Below are 17,634 nucleotides of genomic sequence, written 5' to 3' on the forward strand. Positions count from 1 at the left end.
CATAAAACGACCGCACGACCGCGTTCGAATGCCGAATCGTGGCCACCATATAACTGTCGTCCTGGAACCGCTTACGGGTGATCGGGTTCACCGTTCCTGCCGTCATCGCAGAATCGGTTCGCGGCAACCGACGCCGCTTGCTGGTCCGCTGCAACCACAGCACGAAATCCCGCGCCTCCGCCGGACACGCCTTCGACCATTCCACCTCCACCGCCCGCAGGAACCGCCACCAACGCAGCAACGCAAACGCATAGCTACGAATCGTCGCGGCCGAACATCCCTGCGCTACAAGATCACGCAAGAACCGTCGGACCGGCTCGACCGGCCTATCCGCCTCGTCCACCACACAGAACGGCTCGACACCAACCATCGGGACCACCCGACCCCACTCMGGCAGATCGATCAGATCAATCACACGATCACAATTATCGGACATCCGCACGCAGTCCTCTCACTCGGAACTGCGTGACAGTTACCGACGGGCCACCACCCGCCGCCTACGACACGCTGACCCTCCGCCCGGTAGTCCGGTCAACGGTCCCAACGACCGACAGATCCACCGCGGGAGCGACCAACGGCGCGACGTACGGCGGCACCCCGAGGTGGAGTCCCAATGCCCAGGAGTTGCCGAAGCCGAAAAGGAAACTGAGCCCCATCACCAGCACCATGATCACGGTGACGCCGCGGACGGCGGAGCTTCCTGCCCGGTCGCCGCCACGGCCGCCTGACGATGCTGCGGCTGTTGCCGCTTCGGCGCTCATCGAAGACTCCGCATGACCTTGGTCGGCTGCCAGGCGCCGGCTGATCGCTCGGGCGGGGCTGTCCGCTCCGCCCTGCCCGCTGCCGCACCGGTTGCCACACAGGGGTGCGGCGAAGGCGCGACGGGGGTGTCGCTGGCCCTCTCGGAGGCGGCGGATGTGTGGCAATGCGTGTGGCAACGCGGGCCGCCAGAGGGGCACTCCGGCGACCAGAAGTGGACGTCAAAGCACGTGTGCGGACGTTCCTGAACGGTATGGACCGGCCTGAAAAGCGGAAGGTCGGCGGTTCGACCCCGCCCCTGCCCACCACCTCTGACCAGGGGTTTTGCTCCTCAACTGAGCCCCTCACAGCCTCTTCAAGATCGTTATGTAGCAACGGGCCGAGCTGTCCGACCGACGTGCACGCTGACATGCTCGTGCGATGCCACCGGCACGCGCCCCGGCACCGGCGTCCGGGATAGCTGTTGACTCGGTCATGCCGCGACCCGCCTCGCGCCCGTGCGCACCGGCCGTATCCCGGCCACCCAGAACGAGCCGGGGTTTCGCCCCGTTCGTGTTCACGTACGGGGCGAGCGTCAGCCCGTCGAACTCCACCGGCCGAAACGGCGTACCCGCCAACGACTCCGGCGGCACCGGCCGCACCGCGGCGGCGATCTTCACCTTCACCTCCGCCGACCCGGCCCGCGCGTTCGGGTCGGCGTCCATCATCCGCACCGCCCACACCAACTCACCGGTGACCTTGTCCCGTTTCTGCGCGTCGGTCACTCCGAGCCCCGCTCCCAGTCGCTCGCATACGGTGGCTGGGACAAGTGCCTCTACAAGTACGCCTGGTTCGACACCTCACCCGAGTGCAAGGTTGCCCATGCGCTCGACGACGTGCGCAGCAACGTCGTTGTCCGGGCCCGTCTACACATCGACGATCTCCCGACTACCTGGACCCGAGAAGGCCGCGAGTACAACCCTGACCTCGTCGCGATCGAAGAAGTCGACGGCGAGCGGACCTGCTGGCTCATCGAGACCAAGATGAAYAAGGAGGCGACTGTCGACGRYGTTCGGGCGAAATCGAAATGTCACTGTCCGCAACCACGCTGGAGTCGTGCCGCGTCCGTGTTCGGCGGACACCCGCTTCGACCATGCCAACCCGCGTGCCAGACGCCGGTGACGAAATCGGATGACACCACCCGGACAGAGGTGTCCCCGGCAGCAGGGCGACCGCTACACGGCCTGCGCACTCGCGCAGCCTGCATCGTTTGCACAGAAATAACTGGCCATAATCAAGAAAAATAGTTTAACGGGGTGGCCACAGGGGATATCACAAGAAACCTCTGTCRCAAGGAGAGACCACCATGGTTACTTTTGTCCTCGTTATGCTGCTGCTGGGTCTGGTCGCTGGCGCGATCGCTCGTATTGTGCTGCCCGGCCCCGATCAGATCGRTATTTTCGGCACCATCGTTGTCGGTGCCATCGGCTCCTTCGTGGGCGGCTTCCTCGGCTATATTCTGTTCGACCGGGACGTCGGTGAGGGCGCCCTGCAGCCATCCGGAATCATCGGTGCCGTCATCGGCTCCATCCTGGTACTGCTGGTGTGGCGGAGTGTCGGTGGCCGCACCGGCAGCCGTCGGTACGCGCGACGGTAGGAGCGGGGAGGGCCTCGCGACGCCTGGGCGAGAGGGTATCGGGCCGGCGTCGCGGTACGGCCGTTCGCGCCGATGCGCGGCCGAACCGGTCCGCTACAGGGGCTGCCGGCGGTATCGCCACCTCGTCCGGGACAGCGCCCGAATGTGGCGAACCGTCACTCCACGGGCCGTCGCCTTCGTCAGCACGGCGCTCAGCGCGACGAACAGCCTGGCCACGGCACGCGCACCGCTGCCGGCACTTCCACAGGAAAAGGAATCCACATGAGTATGACTGACAAGGTCAGAAACACGCTGCATCGGCTCCGGGGAAAGGGCCGGCGGAGCGCCGGCAGGGTAACCGGCGACCGAGAAATGGAAGCGAGAGGCGGGGCCGAGAAGACCCGCGGGGACCTCAAGCAGGCTGGTGAGAACGTCAGGGACGCCTTCAGCTAGACCGGACCGGAACAGCCACAATCGAGCGGGCCTGCGGGTCCGGCCAACAGGGTCGGACCCGCAGGCCCGTTTCCGCCTGCCTGCGGGCCGATGAGCACCCGCCGGCTCGTCACGGCGCGCACGGGAGAGGGGGCCGGGAATTGGATTACCGCACGATGGGATGGCTCGTCACGGTGCGCACGGGAGAGGGGTTTCTGGCTACCGGGTGACGTGGAGGTCACCGCGACCGGGGTTGCGGGCCTCGGCATTGCGGTGACGACGCGCGAGCCGGCGGAGTTGGAACATGCGGCCCGTTCCGGGGATCGCGATCAGTAGTGCTCCCGCGACCGTGGCGAACAGCATCGCTACCGCGAGCGGCAGGTGGCCGTCAAAGCTCAGGAACGACACTTCGACCTGCTGGCCGTTCTGCAGAATGAAGATCAACAGCAGGATGAGGACGAGGGCGAACAGAATTGCCGCTGTCCAGGTTCGGCTGGTGCGCGTGGAGCGCACGACGTGCTGGCGGACCGCGGGCTGTGTGYCGCCCGTCTCGGGTGTCCGTGGGTCCGGCGACGGGTCGGTGATCGTCATGACGGCTTCCTGTTCTGGCCTCGGCCGGGTAGTGCACCTGTGGGTCTGTCGAGCGCTGCTGTCCGCGACATCCCCTTCTTGCCTGACATGTCCCGGATCACACAGCCGTGAGGGCGGTCGGCGCGGTTGCCGCACCTGGTGGGGCCAGATCGGGGATCAGGGCGGCGGCCGTCGGTGTGGCGTGCACATTCAGCCGGTCGACCATGCGGGTCAGGGCGAACAGGCGGTAGATGTGGGGGCGGACTCCGACGACCTTGACGGGGATGCCGGCGAGGGCCGCCCGGTTCGCGACGCCGACCAGGATTCCCAGGCCGCAGGCGTCGAGGAAGGACACACCGTCGAGGTCGACCACCAGCAGCGGTGGTAGCTGGTCGAGGCCTGCCATCAGCGCCGCGCGGAACGCGGCGCCGGTGGCCATGTCGATCTCACCGTGGACACGCACGATCGTCATACTGGGCGGCGCGTAGGTGTCGGTATGAAAGCGGATGACGGACCTGGAAGTGCGCTGAGACAACGGGCCGGACAGGTGGAGGAAACCCTCCATCACGATCACCAGGCTTTCGGCCAAATGAGTTGCCACCGGAAGGTGTAAGCAGTCGACGGGAGCGCATGGCATCCGGACACTTCGGCTGGCTACTCAGACCCGGCTCTCACCATAGCGCGATCCGTCTCCGACCGGGAAACTTTTTCCACGTTGCGGGCGGTCCCGCGGCGCCGGGACACGATTGTCGGCTATCTCGCCGAACCTCGGATGGACGGGGGTGGCGGCTGGCGGCGTCGGTGGGAGGTCAGCACAGCGGTGCTGTCGACCGTTCCGTCGACGATGCCGCGGGCCAGGTCGGTGAGGCGGGTGTTGGTGTTGCGGGCGTGGCGGCGGAGCCGGTTGAACGCCTGGTCCATGTCGAGGCTGCCGCGTTCGGCGAGGACTCCTTTGGCCTGTTCGATCACGACCCTGCTGGTCAGCGCGTGTTGTAGCTGCTCGGCGAGCATCTCCTGGTGGCGGATCGCACGTTCCTGCAGGATCGCGATCGTCGCCACGTCGGCCAGCGCCTGGCCGATGCGGGCGTCGGCGTCGTCGAGACGGCCGGGGCGGGTACCGAACAGGTTCAACGTGCCGATCACCTCGTCGCGTAGCCGCATCGGTAGCRCATGGACCGAGCGGTAGCCCGCGGCACGCGTCTCGGCCGTGAAGATCGGCCACCGGCGTGCGGCCAGATCGACGTCGGGAACGGTGACCGCCGTGCCGGTGTGGTAGCAGTCCAGGCACGGCCCCTGGTCGTGTTGGAGCTGGAACAACTCGAGTAGCCGGCTGGTCTCCGAGGATGCTGCCACGACCTGCAGGCTGCCGCGCTGGTCGGCCAGCAACAGGCCGGCGGCGGCTACGTCGAGCAGGGTCACGCAGTGGTCGGCCAGCCGGCGCAGCAGGTCCGCGACGTCGTAGTCGGCCACCAGACTGTCGGCCAGGGCGACGAACGCCTCGCTCAGTTGCTGTTCCTGATCCACCGTCGCCTCCACGCACCCGTCACGCGTCCCATGAGGAGTTTTGTCCGCCATCATCCGGGCAGGTCACCGTCGAGTCGCAGCCGGYGGCCGACGATGTCGCGGGCGACCTCGTCGGGGGTCCGCCCGGCGGCGTAGGCGTACGCGCGCAGCCGGACAAGGGCCTCCTGCGCGCTCACCCCGAGCTGGGCCATCACCATCCCGGTCGCCTGGTGGATCTCGGCCCGGTACATCCCGAAGGCGTCCGGGCCCACTCCGAGCGGCAGGCCGGCCGGGCCCCGCAGGTCGCCGGCCGCCGCGTCGATGACCGTGAGGGCCGCGACGTCCACGACGATCAACGCGTCCGCCAGCGCATCGCCCTCCAGCGAGCCTGGCCGCGCGCGTACGAGGTCGAGGGCGCCCAGCCGGATCGCGCCGATCTGCAGCGGAAACGCGAAGATCCCCTGGAAGCCGGCAGCCAGGACCGCGGGGGTGAACATCGGCCAGCGGCGCCCCGCCGGCCCGGTCAGATCCCCGACGAGCACCGGGTGTCCGTGGCGGGTGGCGTCCCAGCAGGGTCCCTCACCGAGGGCGAACTGAAGATCGTTAAGATGGGCGGAGGCCGGATCGCTCGCGCCGGAGTAACCCTGGCCGGCAGTGTCGGCCGTCACCGAGATCGCAGCCCCGTCCACCGGTAGGGCTGACACGGCGCCGGTGCACAGCCGCTCCAGCACCGAAGCGTCCCTGGACCGGTCTGCCAGCAGGGCACGCAACTCGCGGCGAAGCCGGCCGGGGTCACTCACGCGCTCCTTGGCTGCCACGCAGGCGCGGTGCGACACCGACGACACCCCTGGCTGTGATCAACCGCTTCTCAGCTCCTGCCACCGCGGAAAGGGTCGGTTCTGCCGTAGGCGAACCGGCCACGAGGTCTGCGGTTATGGTTGTTCCTCTCAGTCGACCAACCGCATCAGCGAGAGGGAACCCGGAACAGGCATACGGACCAGACCAGGACGAGAACACAGCCACGCTGACATGACGCCTCTCAAGCTACGCCGCCACCCGTGGCCCCGTGGCCTCCCTGCTCGGCCAGGCCGAAGAGGAAGGCCGTCAACGGGACGGATCGAATCAGGTTACGCGTCCCCGATCCCTCGGTCCCACCGCGCCTGCGCCGGAGGCGGCAGCCGAGATGGAACGATGTGCGATGTGCGGAAGGATGTTTGCGATGTACGCCCGCGAGGGCGTCGGCCTGCCGGTCACGGCCGCGATCGGGCGGCCGTCGCGTGAGGACGAGCCGGCTGGAGGCGTTCAGTGACGCCGTCCTGGCCATCATCATAACGATCATGGTGCTGGAACTGAAGGTTCCGGAGGGGCACGACCTGGCGGCGCTGCGGCACACCACCGGGACCTCGTTGCTCACCTACCTGCTCAGCTTCGTCTATGTCGGCATCTACTGGAACAACCACCACCACACCTTCCAACTGGTMCAGCGCAGCACCGGCGGCGTGCTCTGGGCGAACCTGGGCCTGCTGTTCTTCCTTTCCCTGTTTCCATTCACCACCGCGTGGATGGACGACAGCGACTTCGCCCGCACTCCCGTGGTCGTCTACGGGGTGAACCTGCTCGCGGCCGCGATCGCCTACTTCGTGCTACAAACTGTGATCATTCGGAACGAGGGCGCGGGCTCCCCGCTGCGGCAGGCTGTCGGGCGGGACCTCAAGGGCAAGGCATCCGTGATCCTCTACCTCGCCGGTATCGTGAGCGCGCTGCTCACCGGCCACGGGCACATCGGCATCCGGATCGCGCTCGGCTTCTTCGTCGTCGTCGCCATCCTGTGGCTGATCCCCGACCGCCGCATCGACCGCATCATCCGCGACCAGGGCCTCCCCGACTGAGGTCGTGTCCGCGCGATCGAAGATCCACCGGACATGGCCTGGCCGGTGCCCCACCGTTGAGACGTACCGTCCGGGCACGCACACGCGCGCCCCGAAAATCATAGATTGAGATCAGATCTCAAATCGGAATCGACCGGACGGCCAGGATCCGGTCAGCCGGACGAACGGGATCACAGCGATGCCGCCCCGCACTCCGACGACGGTTCAGGATCGTCAGGACCGTCTGTGACAGCGGCGACGGCTCGGCTGACGAGGTGTTCGGGCAGCCCCGCCTGTTCGCCATGCCAGCGCACCCAGTCGGGCAGAAGCGCCTTCGCCGCCGCCGTGACCGGATCATCGATCCAGTCGCTCATCAGAGCCCGGTGGAACCGGACGCGGTGCGGGGACACCGTATGCCGGGCCTCCGGCAGGACCCCTTCGATCCACTCGTACGCCAGCGCGGCGACCGCGTCAGAGTCCGGCTGCGCACCGTKCCGGGTGACGTACCAGATGGTGAACGCCTCGGCCGTCGGGGTCTCGTCGATGTCACGGTACAGCGACGGCGTATCGGGTAGCGGCATCCCACGCCCGTTCAACGCGTCCGCGAGATCATGGATACGGCGCCGGACACGGAACCAGTTGTCCAGTGCGGAATCGGACTCGGTTCCTTGTATCGTCTCCTCCCCGATACCGCAGTAAAGAAGGCAGCGCAGGGATTCCGCGGTCTCGGACGGTACCGGCAGGGCGTCGTCAGCCGTGTCACCGACCATGCTGCGCCACGCCGCGGCAGCCTGCGCCACATCGTCGAAGACACCTGCGTTGGCCACTTCCACGAAGCCGCAGGCGTCGATGTCGAACAGGAAGACCGACGGGTCCGCACCACCGGGATACTCACAGCCAGCGATCACCGCCAGCCGGGTGCCGTAGGCATCGCGCATCCGCCACACCTCGCCGGTGGCGGCGATACGCGGCAGCGTTTTCAGCCACCGCGGCTGGGGTCGCGCGGCCGTGCCGGCCCGGACCGCCTTCCCGACATCCGACGCCACGCTCCGTAGCGCGTCCTGGGTATTCGAGGCGAGCGCGGGCGACGCGATCGAGGTAAGGCCGTGCAGCAGCCGCCACGGTGCCTCCCACGCACCGCCGCCGCGGCCCAGCTCGTCCCGGACGCGGGTCGCCAGCGCGTCGGTGAGCTCGGCGAACCACCAGTCGAACCACAGCCCGGCGCAATCCTCGCGCAGGGCACGGCGTAGCTGGCCGCCCAGCAGTTGCGCGGCCGCCTCCTCCAGGCGGCGGGGCCCGTCGGCCGCCATGACCACCTCGGCCCCGTCGATGACCGCCGTGGTCGACCGGCCGAACCAGGCGGGCGGCTGCCGGCGCCCCGCCAGCAGCCGCGACGCCGTGGCCGGCGTGTTCCGTCGCCCGGTCTGCCGGCTGCCGGCACTCGACGACGCACCGACCGGACGAGCGGAGGGACGCTTCCCGCTCTTCTTGGTCTTACGTCCGCGTGACACCGGTGACATGATGCCGTCGATCGTAGATGGGCCTTCCGACAATCGAAACACGAGCCGCCGGCGGGACCTCACCTTGATCCGTGGTGTGGTTCACGCCGGCGTTCACGCGGCGTCAACGCGGGCGGTCGGCGACGGCGATCCGGCCGCTTCGTAGCGATCGGTGCTGCTTCACCTCGACGGGCAGGCCGGCCGCGACGGTGAACAGGTCGTTGTCGGCGGCGACCGGGAAACGATGGCTGGTGAGCAGTGCGCGCATGGCAGCGGCCGTCCAGGACGAGCGGCGTGGCTCGGCCGCCCACGGGCGCGGCTGACGCGCGACCAGGGTCATGGCGCCGGCGGCCACGCGGCCGACGGCCGTTGACAGGGAGGGTGACTGGTAGGTCACAATCAGGCGACTGCCGGGAGTGGAGCAGTGATCGACGGCCGCCATCGTGGCGGCGACCTGGGCCCGGGTCAGGTAGGGCACGACACCCTCCCAGACCCACGTCGTCGGCACGGCGCGGTGATGGCCGGCCGAGGCGAGCACGTCCTCGAGCCGGTCGCCGGAGAAGTCGACGGTCACGAACCTCAGTGACCGCGCACACGGCGCAAGAACACCGACCCGGTCACGCTTGTCCCGCTGGGAAGCCTGATGGTCGACTTCGAAGACGTCGACCTCGGCCAGCTCGGGCATGCGCCAGGCACGGTCGTCCAGACCGGCGCCCAGGATCACCAGTTGCGGGGACAGCCGGGAACGCACCGCCTCGTCGATCGCGACGGTGCGCGCCACCATGACCTCGCTGGCTGCCCGCACCATCTCGAACTCCACCCGTGGGCCCCAGCCCTGGGGCGGCGCGCCCGCGCGCACCTGGTCGACCGGAACCCGCTCCTCGTCACGCAGCAGCGCGATCGCCGTCGGGTCATGGAACCGACCCGGCGCAAGCCGTCCGTCCGCGACGGCGCGGCCCTGGCAGACCAGTACCGCGGTGCGGCTCGCCGGACGTCTTCTCACCCGCCGCACGAGGCGCCCGCCGGGGAACAGCGGGTCATGGTGCGCCTTCCCGCCTGTCGACGCGGCGGTGCCATCGTGGTGCGCGCGTGGCGCGGGGCGGGCTGATACACAGATCCAGTCAGGCCGACGGTAACGGGGACAACGGCACGGTCGACAACGTAAGGAAACTGTGAGCCGAAGGCCCGGGCAGGCTGTGACGGCGGAGCGCCGTAACCCCTGTGGCCCTATGACGAGCTGGCCGGAGTGATGATGACGGCGACATCGGCATACGGGGACTTCGCCCGGCCGAGACGGCTGAGCGTGTTGAACAGCTTCGACGCCGGGACCATGACCCCGTATTTCGCGCGGACCTTGCGCCGGACTTCGTCGAAGACGTCGCCGGAGGCCGCCAGCTCGGCGGTCCCCTCGACAGGTGACGAGCCGTCCCGGACGCGCCCGCGCGCGTCCGACGGCTGTAGCACAATCTTGGGGTTGTTCCGGAGCCGCTTGTACTTGCCCGACGCCGACGACGTGCTAAATCCGATCCGGTCCCCGTCAAGCGGAACGATCCACGTGGGTGTGGACACGGCGGAACCGGTCTTACGGAAAGTTGTCACAGCAACATATTTCGCATCACCCAACGCCATGCCGTAAGTCTAGGACCTGACAGGGCCGGGGACTCAGCGGGACGTCGGGATGCTTTTGACGGAAGCGACCGGACGATCTCAAAGGCGCCGGTACGGCCGTTCCCGGGAAGGATGAAACACGCCGAGTCACCACCGGACGGTGACCGGCTCCCTCAGGATCGCCTGTACCGTGCCGGCACATCGGACACCGCTCCGGCTGCCGGAAAAATCAACCATCATGGCCGTTGATTTTCTTCGCGGCTTTACAACAGCCGCAGCTTTACAACAGCCGGCCCGCACCGCGCCGGGGCCTCCCGCGTCGGCAATCCCACGCGCTTCCCCGCGGTCCGGTCCTGCGTCACGGCCATGACCCGCCGGCCCGGACAGAGTGGTGCTGCCCGGGCCTTGTCAGGGTCTGGCCAGGCCGGGTGCGGACGGCCGCGCCCACCCCCGCGAGCGGACCGCACCCACCGAGCGAGCATCGTCGTCCGGCGGCTGTCCGGCGGCATCCGGTTCATCCGGCGGCCGGTCAGTCCWCCGGATCGGCGGATCGCCGCGAAAGGGGCCGAGAAATTTCGGTGAGGTGCAGGGTCTTCGCGGTCGCGGCCATCGTCTGGGCCGCGAGCTCGGTATTGTCCGAGAGCCGCTGACCGAACGTGGGGATCATTTCGTTCAGCCTGGGCCGCCAGGCGTCATAACGCTCGGGGAAGCACCGCTCGAGAAGATCGAGCATGATCGGTACGGCGGTGGACGCGCCGGGGGAAGCCCCGAGAACTCCGGCGATGGAGCCGTCGGCGGACGCGACGACCTCGGTGCCGAACTGGAGGATCCCTCCCTTCTCGGGATCCTTCTTCACGATCTGTGCCCGCTGCCCGGCCGTGATGATCCGCCAGTCCTTGGCCAGTGCGCCGGGAACGAACTTCGCGAGCTCGGCAATCTTCTTCTTCCGCGTCGCTCGCAGCGCGTTCACCARCAGGGCGACAAGGGCGATGTTGTCCCTCGCCATGGCAAGCAGCGGGAGGACGTTGTGCCAACGGATGGACGACGGCATATCAAGGACGGAGCCGTGCTTGAGGAACTTCGGGCTCGAGCCGGCATACGGACCGAACAGGATCGACTTCTTGCCGTCGACGATCCTGGTGTCCAGGTGCGGCATGGACATCGGCGGCGCGCCGATCGGCGCCTTGCCGTACACCTTCGCGTGGTGCCGGGCGACGACGGCCGGATTGTCGGTACGGAGAAACTGCCCGCTGATGGGCAGCAGGGCGAAACCGTAGGCCTCGGGTATCCGTGATTTCTGCAGGATCTTCAGCGCCCACCCACCCGCGCCGACGAACACGAACCGCGCGGAGACCTCCTTGGTCTTCCCGGTCGTGTTGTTGTGGATGCGCAGCCGCCACCGGCCGTCCGGCTTCCGCGTCAGCGCCCTGATCTCCTGGTTGAGGTGGATACCGACGCCGGAGGCCTCAAGCGTCCGGAAGAGCTGCCGGCTCAGGGAACCGAAGTCCACGTCGGTTCCGGAGATGTCACGGGTCGCGGCTATCTGCTCGCCGGGTTTGCGCTGCTCGATCAGCAGCGGAGCCCATCGCTGGATCACGGCGGGATCGTCGCTGAACTCCATGGCGGAGAACAGCGGCTCGGTACGCAGCGCCTCGTATCTCCTGCGCAGGAAGTCGACATCGGTCGCCCCCTGCACGAAGGTCATGTGCGGCGTCGAGTTGATGAAGGTCTCCGGCTCGGAAAATGTTCCGTCCTCCACCAGATACGACCAGAACTGCCGGCTCACCTGGAACTGTTCGTTGATCCCGACGGCCTTCCGCACGTCGATGGTGCCGTCCGGGAGCTCRCTGGTGTAGTTCAGTTCGCACAGGGCGGCGTGACCGGTACCCGCGTTGTTCCACGGGTCCGAACTCTCCTCGGCGACCCTGGGCAATCGCTCGTACAYGTCGATCGACCAGTCCGGCTGGAGTCTGCGCAGCAGAGTACCGAGGGTGRCACTCATGATTCCCGCGCCGATGAGGACGACGTCGGCGGACTCACGGGCCCTGTTCGTGTCGGGCGACTGCGGATTCATGTGGCTCACTGCCTTCTTTCACGATTCTCGCACCTGACACAATTCCATCGTACGGTCCGCATATACGCACGTATGATTGGAGCGGTGAGTCGTGAATCACGGGACGGAAAGAGCGCACCGGCGTCGGACCTGTCGTCTGCTATGGGACGGCAGCCGGCACCGTGAACTCCCGGATGCCCCGTGAGCTGGGAGTACGTCACTACGAATGAATCACCGGGGCGGGCCTGGCGGCGTTTGCGAAATGGAATTTTTACACGCTTCTAACCTGCCGTCCACGAACGACTTCCAGTCGATTTGACGGCCGCCCGACAAAGCATCGCGGTAAATAGGGAGAAATACCCGGCCAGCCGGGCAGAGAATACCCTGACGACCAGGAGGAAAGGCGGCCCGGCCAGGGTCCGGCCGAGGCCGGGCGCGGGGGACCCTCGGCCCCGCGGGGCCTTCTCCGCCCGCCGGCACTCCGGTGCGTCCGGAAGCGGTCCTCCCGACACGCGGCAGGCGCCTGCCGGTGCGGCGGCAGCCCGGCCGCTGGTGCGCCCGGTCGCAACGCGGGYTGGTCCGCGCTCCGCCCCGCCGACGCTCATCGCCGACCGGGTCAGGTCCACCAGCGAGGGCCGCGTCCACCGCGGGGCCGCCCGGTTCCCTCGGCGCCCCCTTGCTCCCGGCTCCTCATGGACGGCCCCGGGCAGGATCGTGCGTCCATACCTGGGAGACGCATGCTCCGTAACCGGGATACGACGTATATGGATGCGGCCAGTACGGATACGGCCGGCCTGGGATGTACCTGGGATACGGTGTGTCGCCGGCCCGGTGTGGCTGGTGGGCTCCGGTATACCGGAACGGCCGTGAGAAGGCGGGCCGAACCGGAAGAACCAACGAACGAGCCCACTCGCCCGACCACCGAAAGGGAATTCGCCGGCGTCGGTTTGGCCACGGCACGGCCGGGCACGAGCGGCACAGCGGATTACCGGTGAACGGCCCGGGGGCCAGACGTTCCGGTCTGCTCCGGAGAATCCCGGTGCCATGTCGGTCGCGTCCCGGCCCCCGGGCCCACCGAGCAGCGACAAAGCGACCACAAGAGCGCCGACGGGGAGTCACAATGGGCAGTTGTGAGGTTTGCGGCAACGACTACGAGATGAGCTTCGAGGTGCACGCCCAGGGAAATGTACACATATTTGACAGCTTTGAATGCGCGATCCACGCGATGGCCCCGGTCTGTGAACACTGCGGGGTGAAGATCTCCGGTCACGGAGCACAGACCGACGGACAGTTCTTCTGCGGCGCCCACTGCGCCCGGGCGGCAGGGCGGCAGGGGATTCGTGACCATGCATGACGTGACCACGAGTGACGTGACCACGAGTGACATATGAACATGTGACATGTCACATGGGACGCATGAACTGAACGTATGACGTGTGAACGTGCGGCCTGACCACGTGACAGACGCGGCCACCGGTGGCGCGCGGCCGGTGGACAGCCATCCGCAGTTCGCCGTCACGGTGCCACCACGGCCGTCGCGCCGCCGTAAGAACGAGATCTCCGCCAGCCACGATGCGGTGATCCGTGGCAGACGGATGATCTACAGCGGCGGGCGACGGTGCCACCCTGGCGGACCGATCACCATCCGCGTCAGGGCTTTCCCATGAACTGCCCCGGCCGGATCGCGGCCGGGGCTTTCGCGGCAGGACCGGCCGTCACCCGCCCAGCGGGTTGCGGCATCCCCCAGCCGCGGCCGCGGGCGGCCATCCTGGCGTGTTCCGGCCCCGGGGGTGCCCGGCGGCCTGGATCGATCCACCGGCCACCGGCCGGGCCCTGGCCCACGGAGGAAACCGTGCGCCACGACCCCCTCGGGATGCCCGGGTCCGGGGGCTTCGACCCGGAACGCTGACCTGCCAGCGGTCCGGGAAGCCGGGCCTGAGGCGGCGGGCGAAAAACTACGGCACGCCGCCCTCAGCCTCTGGTCGAAGACCCCCGGATCCTGGCCAGGGACCCCAGTTTCCTGGTCGAAGACTCCCGGATCCTGGCCGAAAAACCCGAAAACGCCTGGATGTACCGAGACGTCCTCATTTTCGGCAACCTCGACACATCAAAAGCACAACCATTGCCCCTGGTTGGAACAACCGTCGTACCGGCGACCCCCTTGGCCTTAACCTGACCGCATCTCAAGCAGCCGGAACCGCCTGGACTCCGAAGCCTGCGGGCCATGTCGAAACAGGAAGGAGGATCCGATGCGTCTGATCGCGTTGGCGTGGGGCTATACCTCACTTCCCACGGATGGGATCCCCTTGAGGAGAGCCCGGACCTCCGCCTCTCGGTAGCGGCGATGGCCGCCGAGAGTGCGGATCGACGTGAGCTTGCCCGCCTTCGCCCACCTGGTCACCGTCTTCGGGTCAACTCGAAACATCGTTGCCACTTCAGCGGGCGTCAGCAGCGGCTCAGCGTCCGGTGTTCTCGTCGTCATTGCGTTGGCCTCCCGTCACAGAGCGTCGCTCCGTCCCATACAGATCGTGCATCCTTCGGGGGCATTTCGGACATGGCACGTCAGGACCATCTGCTGACTAGTCACACGACGTCCGAAGCGAGCAATCACGCTCAGTTAGCAGTTATGAACTATCAGCTTGCGGACTCCCTGGTCTGAAGCGGTCTCCACCGGTTCAGGACACGCCCATACGCCGCAACCGCCGCGTCTGTTCGCCCTCGGCGTAACGCGCTGATCGCCTCGCCCAGGTCCGCGACCGACGTGTCGTTGCGCAGCGCATCGTCATCGAGCAGATCGACGATGCCTCCGTAGTCGAGCTCGATCCGGCTGTGCGGGTGGAAGTCCTCCAGCCAGTCCCCGAGCTCGGCCACGCCGTCGACGCCCGGCGAGTCCGGCGCGACCCGGCGCAGCACATCGAGCGCCTCCAGGGCCCGGGTCACCCGGCGCCGGGCAAGGCCCATCGACGTCCGGTAGAGCAGCGACCTGTCGACGGTGTCACCCGTGACCAGGACCCGCTCCGCGGGATCGAACAGGACGAACCACGGCGGCGGCACCATCCAGGTGCAGGTCTGGACGTAGACCTTGAGATCGGGCCGGCGGCTGCGCCAACGGTCCAGCTCGGTCTCGGCCGGCTCGGCCAGCCGGCGCGGGATGAACGCCTCGGCCACCCGCTCGGGCAGCCGGCCGCGGAACTCCATCGCGGCCTGCCACACCCGCAGCTGGGTGTACCAGGGGCAGACGAACATCAGGCCGTCCGCCATCTGGACGAAGGCGGACTCGTCTGCCACGTCCAGCGAGGGACGGATGGTCGCGGCCAGCGCGACGGTTCGTTCCCGCCGGGCACCGGCCCGGCGGCTGGGCACGCCTCCCTCGGCCGCGTACCGCTCCCAACGGAGCCGTTCGGCCGGGGGGAAGGCCGCCAGCGGCTCGTACACCCGCAGGTAGGCGGCCGGACTCACGACAGGCGCCACAGAAGAGATCCTGGCATGCCGGGAACATCAGCGAGTCGCCGTAGGCCCGTCGTCGACACGCGCCCCCCGCTCGACGACGGGAGCCCATGGCAGCAACGACGAACAATCACCACCACACCAGCTCATGGCGGCAGCCGCGGATACGTTGCGGACGTCGACCGCGCCCGTTCGGGAGGTTCCACCCGGTCAGGCGTCGACCATGAAGAGCACATCCCTCGACGAACCCCACGTTCCCGACGAAGGGAGCCTCACCGGTGCCGTCCGTCTTCACCGCCGGTTCGCAGCACGAACAGGTGGTTTTCTGCATCGACCCCGCCAGCGGGCTGCGCGCGATCATCGCGATCTACTCGACCGCTCTCGGCCCCGCCCTCGGAGGGACCAGATTCCACCCCTACGTCGACGAGGACGCGGCCCTGGGCGACGCCCTTGCCCTGTCCAGGGCCATGGCCTACAAGGCCGCCTGCGCCGGCCTGGACCTCGGCGGCGGCAAGGCGGTCATCCTCGGCGACCCCGAGCGGGACAAGTCCGAGCCGCTGCTGCGCGCGTACGGACGTTTCGTGGCGTCACTCGGCGGCCGCTATATCACCGCCTGTGACGTCGGCACGTACGTCGAGGACATGGACGTGATCGCGCGGGAGTGCCGGTGGGTCACCGGACGCTCCCCCGCACACGGCGGCTCGGGCGACTCCGGCATCCTGACCGCCTACGGCGTGTTCGAGGGGATGCGCGCCTGCGCCCGGCACCTGTGGGGCACGCCGTCGCTGGCGGGCCGCCGGGTGGCCGTCAGCGGCGTCGGCAAGGTCGGCCGACGGCTGGTGGGCCATCTGCTCGCCGACGGCGCCCGGGTGGTCGCCGCGGACGTCAGCCCGGTGGCCCTGCGACGGCTGCGGGCGGAGTATCCCGACGTCGAGACGCACGCCGACCCCGACGTGCTCATCGGAGCCGACGCGGACGTGTACTCCCCGTGCGCGCTCGGTGGTGTTCTCACCGCGGACGTGGTCGGGGCGCTGCGGGCGCGCGTCGTGTGTGGCGCAGCCAACAACCAGCTCGCGGACGCGGACGCGGACAAGCTGCTGGCCGGCGCGGGCGTGCTCTACGCGCCGGACTTCGTGGTCAACGCCGGCGGGCTCATCCAGGTCGCCGACGAGATCCAGGGCTACTCCCCGGAGCGGGCGCGGGCGAAGGCCAGCGGCATCTTCGCCTCGACCCTGGAGGTGCTGGCTCTCGCCGAGCGGACCGGGGTCACCTCCACCGTTGCCGCCACCCAGTTGGCGGAGCGCCGCATCAGCGAGGTCGGACGGCTACGCCAGATTCTCGTTCCCGGACGTGCGGAGTAGTCAGAGCAGCCGATCGTCAGATTTCGATCTGTGATTCATGTCACGTATATGCCGCTGCGATCGCCTCCCAACCGGACAACTGTGGGGTTGGCGTGCCGGGCGGCCCGCGATCCCTGTAGTCTCGGGAGGCACGAGACAATGAGAGCACCGGGGCGGGTCCCCGTCGTCATGTTCGAGGGGGTCGAGCCATGGGGCGCGGCCGAGCGAAGGCCAAGCAGACGAAAGTCGCCCGCGAGCTCAAGTACAACTCGCCGAATATGGATCTGGATCGGCTAAAAGCCGATCTGGGCGCGAGCAGTACGCGAGACGACACCGCGGACGATCCGTACTCGGATGATTCCTACGAGTACGACTACCTCGATGAGGATGAGGACACCGGTCGACGGTAGCGGTACGAGCACGGGGTGCGGGCCGCCGGGTCCGCGTCACTGGGTACCACCGTCGGGCAGTGCTCCTCGCCAGCGCAAGGTGCGCCAGGGGTGCGCGTCCCACTCCCGCTCCACATGTGGGATGCGCACCCGTCCTCAAGCGCTCCGAGTGCCTCCTGGGCAGCCATCGCGCGACCGACGATCCACCGGAGACAGCCGTCCCGGGCCGGCGGGAGCCGTCGGCGTCCCGTGAACGGCCGGTCGCGGGAGTCCGCATGGGCCGTAGACCCATCGGCGGCCCGTCGGCCGCGCGTCTCCGGGGTTCGCACGGGCGGGGTCCACGGATCGGGGTCCAGGGGGCTGGTTACGTGGTCGCTCCACGGGTTCCGGCCGGTCACCGGTCTATGGCGTCACACAGGTAGCACGTGACGCCATAGACCGGTGACCGGCCGGCCCGACGGGTTCGCCGGGTGGGCTGTCACAGGTACGGCCCGCCCGTACACCGCCGTCATACCGCCGTCGCRGGTCCAGCGGATGGGCAGGGGTGTGAT

General features: G+C 68.2%; 18 protein-coding genes and 1 pseudogene. 6 read left to right on the forward strand and 13 right to left on the reverse strand.

All coding sequences use genetic code 11. The annotated features are described in order from the left end of the window. The 3 genes and pseudogenes from BL254_RS18285 to BL254_RS29585 form a co-directional block, all read right to left on the reverse strand. Positions 1–415 (reverse strand): annotated as a pseudogene (locus BL254_RS18285) (site-specific integrase); the annotation flags it as partial. A gap of 82 nt (positions 416–497) precedes the next feature. After that, complete coding sequence (locus tag BL254_RS18290) at positions 498–761, reverse strand: hypothetical protein (protein ID WP_076844230.1); 264 nt, start codon at positions 759–761, stop codon at positions 498–500. A 342-nt stretch (positions 762–1,103) separates the two neighbouring features. Beyond that, positions 1,104–1,523, reverse strand: a complete 420-nt coding sequence (locus BL254_RS29585; protein WP_076844232.1) for a hypothetical protein — start codon at positions 1,521–1,523, stop codon at positions 1,104–1,106. Between the two features lie 581 nt (positions 1,524–2,104). Between BL254_RS29585 and BL254_RS18300 the strand changes: the two genes are divergently transcribed. Next, entirely contained in the window at positions 2,105–2,395 is a 291-nt protein-coding gene (locus BL254_RS18300; protein WP_076844234.1) for a GlsB/YeaQ/YmgE family stress response membrane protein, read from the forward strand. A gap of 267 nt (positions 2,396–2,662) precedes the next feature. After that, the gene (locus tag BL254_RS18305) at positions 2,663–2,827 is read left to right on the forward strand and encodes a CsbD family protein (protein ID WP_254858278.1); all 165 of its coding nucleotides are present in this window, start codon (positions 2,663–2,665) and stop codon (positions 2,825–2,827) included. Positions 2,828–3,025: 198 nt separating this feature from the next. On the opposite strand, the gene BL254_RS18310 is transcribed toward BL254_RS18305, so the two are convergent. From BL254_RS18310 to BL254_RS18325, 4 genes are all read right to left on the reverse strand, one after another. After that, positions 3,026–3,397 (reverse strand): lipopolysaccharide assembly LapA domain-containing protein, encoded by a 372-nt coding sequence (locus tag BL254_RS18310; protein WP_083731183.1) that lies wholly within the window; start codon positions 3,395–3,397, stop codon positions 3,026–3,028. 97 nt (positions 3,398–3,494) lie between these two features. Next, entirely contained in the window at positions 3,495–3,941 is a 447-nt protein-coding gene (locus tag BL254_RS18315; protein WP_162233265.1) for an STAS domain-containing protein, read from the reverse strand. Between the two features lie 188 nt (positions 3,942–4,129). After that, positions 4,130–4,900, reverse strand: a complete 771-nt coding sequence (locus tag BL254_RS18320; protein ID WP_139342389.1) for a GAF and ANTAR domain-containing protein — start codon at positions 4,898–4,900, stop codon at positions 4,130–4,132. Between the two features lie 50 nt (positions 4,901–4,950). Beyond that, positions 4,951–5,679, reverse strand: coding sequence for a GAF and ANTAR domain-containing protein (locus BL254_RS18325; RefSeq protein WP_076844298.1), 729 nt, complete (start codon positions 5,677–5,679; stop codon positions 4,951–4,953). Between the two features lie 477 nt (positions 5,680–6,156). Between BL254_RS18325 and BL254_RS18330 the strand changes: the two genes are divergently transcribed. Then, the gene (locus BL254_RS18330; protein WP_047224838.1) at positions 6,157–6,768 is read left to right on the forward strand and encodes a TMEM175 family protein; all 612 of its coding nucleotides are present in this window, start codon (positions 6,157–6,159) and stop codon (positions 6,766–6,768) included. 170 nt (positions 6,769–6,938) lie between these two features. On the opposite strand, the gene BL254_RS18335 is transcribed toward BL254_RS18330, so the two are convergent. The 4 genes from BL254_RS18335 to mqo form a co-directional block, all read right to left on the reverse strand. Further along, on the reverse strand, positions 6,939–8,267 hold the full coding sequence (locus BL254_RS18335; protein ID WP_139342390.1) for a hypothetical protein: 1,329 nt from the start codon (positions 8,265–8,267) through the stop codon (positions 6,939–6,941). Between the two features lie 103 nt (positions 8,268–8,370). Next, on the reverse strand, positions 8,371–9,249 hold the full coding sequence (locus tag BL254_RS18345) for a class I SAM-dependent methyltransferase (protein WP_047224845.1): 879 nt from the start codon (positions 9,247–9,249) through the stop codon (positions 8,371–8,373). A gap of 224 nt (positions 9,250–9,473) precedes the next feature. Next, the gene (locus BL254_RS18350) at positions 9,474–9,875 is read right to left on the reverse strand and encodes a PPOX class F420-dependent oxidoreductase (protein WP_076844244.1); all 402 of its coding nucleotides are present in this window, start codon (positions 9,873–9,875) and stop codon (positions 9,474–9,476) included. A gap of 508 nt (positions 9,876–10,383) precedes the next feature. Continuing rightward, positions 10,384–11,928, reverse strand: a complete 1,545-nt coding sequence (gene mqo, locus BL254_RS18355) for a malate dehydrogenase (quinone) (protein WP_076844300.1) — start codon at positions 11,926–11,928, stop codon at positions 10,384–10,386. A gap of 1,099 nt (positions 11,929–13,027) precedes the next feature. Between mqo and BL254_RS18360 the strand changes: the two genes are divergently transcribed. Next, positions 13,028–13,261, forward strand: a complete 234-nt coding sequence (locus BL254_RS18360) for a hypothetical protein (protein WP_013871847.1) — start codon at positions 13,028–13,030, stop codon at positions 13,259–13,261. A gap of 921 nt (positions 13,262–14,182) precedes the next feature. Here BL254_RS18360 and bldC read toward each other — a convergent pair. Together bldC and BL254_RS18375 are read right to left on the reverse strand one after the other, a co-directional pair. Then, positions 14,183–14,389 carry a developmental transcriptional regulator BldC gene (bldC, locus tag BL254_RS18370; RefSeq protein WP_013871846.1) on the reverse strand — a complete coding sequence of 69 codons (207 nt, stop codon included), beginning with the start codon at positions 14,387–14,389 and terminating at the stop codon, positions 14,183–14,185. Positions 14,390–14,541: 152 nt separating this feature from the next. Then, complete coding sequence (locus BL254_RS18375) at positions 14,542–15,378, reverse strand: hypothetical protein (RefSeq protein ID WP_047224835.1); 837 nt, start codon at positions 15,376–15,378, stop codon at positions 14,542–14,544. Positions 15,379–15,632: 254 nt separating this feature from the next. On the opposite strand from BL254_RS18375, the gene BL254_RS18380 reads away from it, so the two are divergent. After that, a complete protein-coding gene (locus BL254_RS18380) occupies positions 15,633–16,715 on the forward strand; it encodes a Glu/Leu/Phe/Val dehydrogenase (RefSeq protein WP_047224834.1) in 1,083 nt (360 codons plus the stop codon). 188 nt (positions 16,716–16,903) lie between these two features. Then, the gene (locus BL254_RS18385; RefSeq protein WP_013871843.1) at positions 16,904–17,104 is read left to right on the forward strand and encodes a DUF3073 domain-containing protein; all 201 of its coding nucleotides are present in this window, start codon (positions 16,904–16,906) and stop codon (positions 17,102–17,104) included. Positions 17,105–17,634 lie beyond the last annotated feature (530 nt).

Origin of the sequence: Protofrankia sp. BMG5.30 (assembly GCF_001983005.1) — a bacterium.
Classification (GTDB): Bacteria; Actinomycetota; Actinomycetes; order Frankiales; family Frankiaceae; genus Protofrankia; species Protofrankia coriariae.

Bases quoted from the DNA above. Each gene is read 5' to 3' on its own strand.
- BL254_RS18290 (WP_076844230.1), bottom strand. From the start codon at position 761: ATGAGCGCCGAAGCGGCAACAGCCGCAGCATCGTCAGGCGGCCGTGGC.
- BL254_RS18305 (WP_254858278.1), top strand. From the start codon at position 2,663: ATGACTGACAAGGTCAGAAACACGCTGCATCGGCTCCGGGGAAAGGGC.
- BL254_RS18315 (WP_162233265.1), bottom strand. From the start codon at position 3,941: ATGGAGGGTTTCCTCCACCTGTCCGGCCCGTTGTCTCAGCGCACTTCC.
- BL254_RS18350 (WP_076844244.1), bottom strand. From the start codon at position 9,875: ATGGCGTTGGGTGATGCGAAATATGTTGCTGTGACAACTTTCCGTAAG.
- BL254_RS18360 (WP_013871847.1), top strand. From the start codon at position 13,028: ATGGGCAGTTGTGAGGTTTGCGGCAACGACTACGAGATGAGCTTCGAG.
- bldC (WP_013871846.1), bottom strand. From the start codon at position 14,389: ATGACGACGAGAACACCGGACGCTGAGCCGCTGCTGACGCCCGCTGAA.
- BL254_RS18385 (WP_013871843.1), top strand. From the start codon at position 16,904: ATGGGGCGCGGCCGAGCGAAGGCCAAGCAGACGAAAGTCGCCCGCGAG.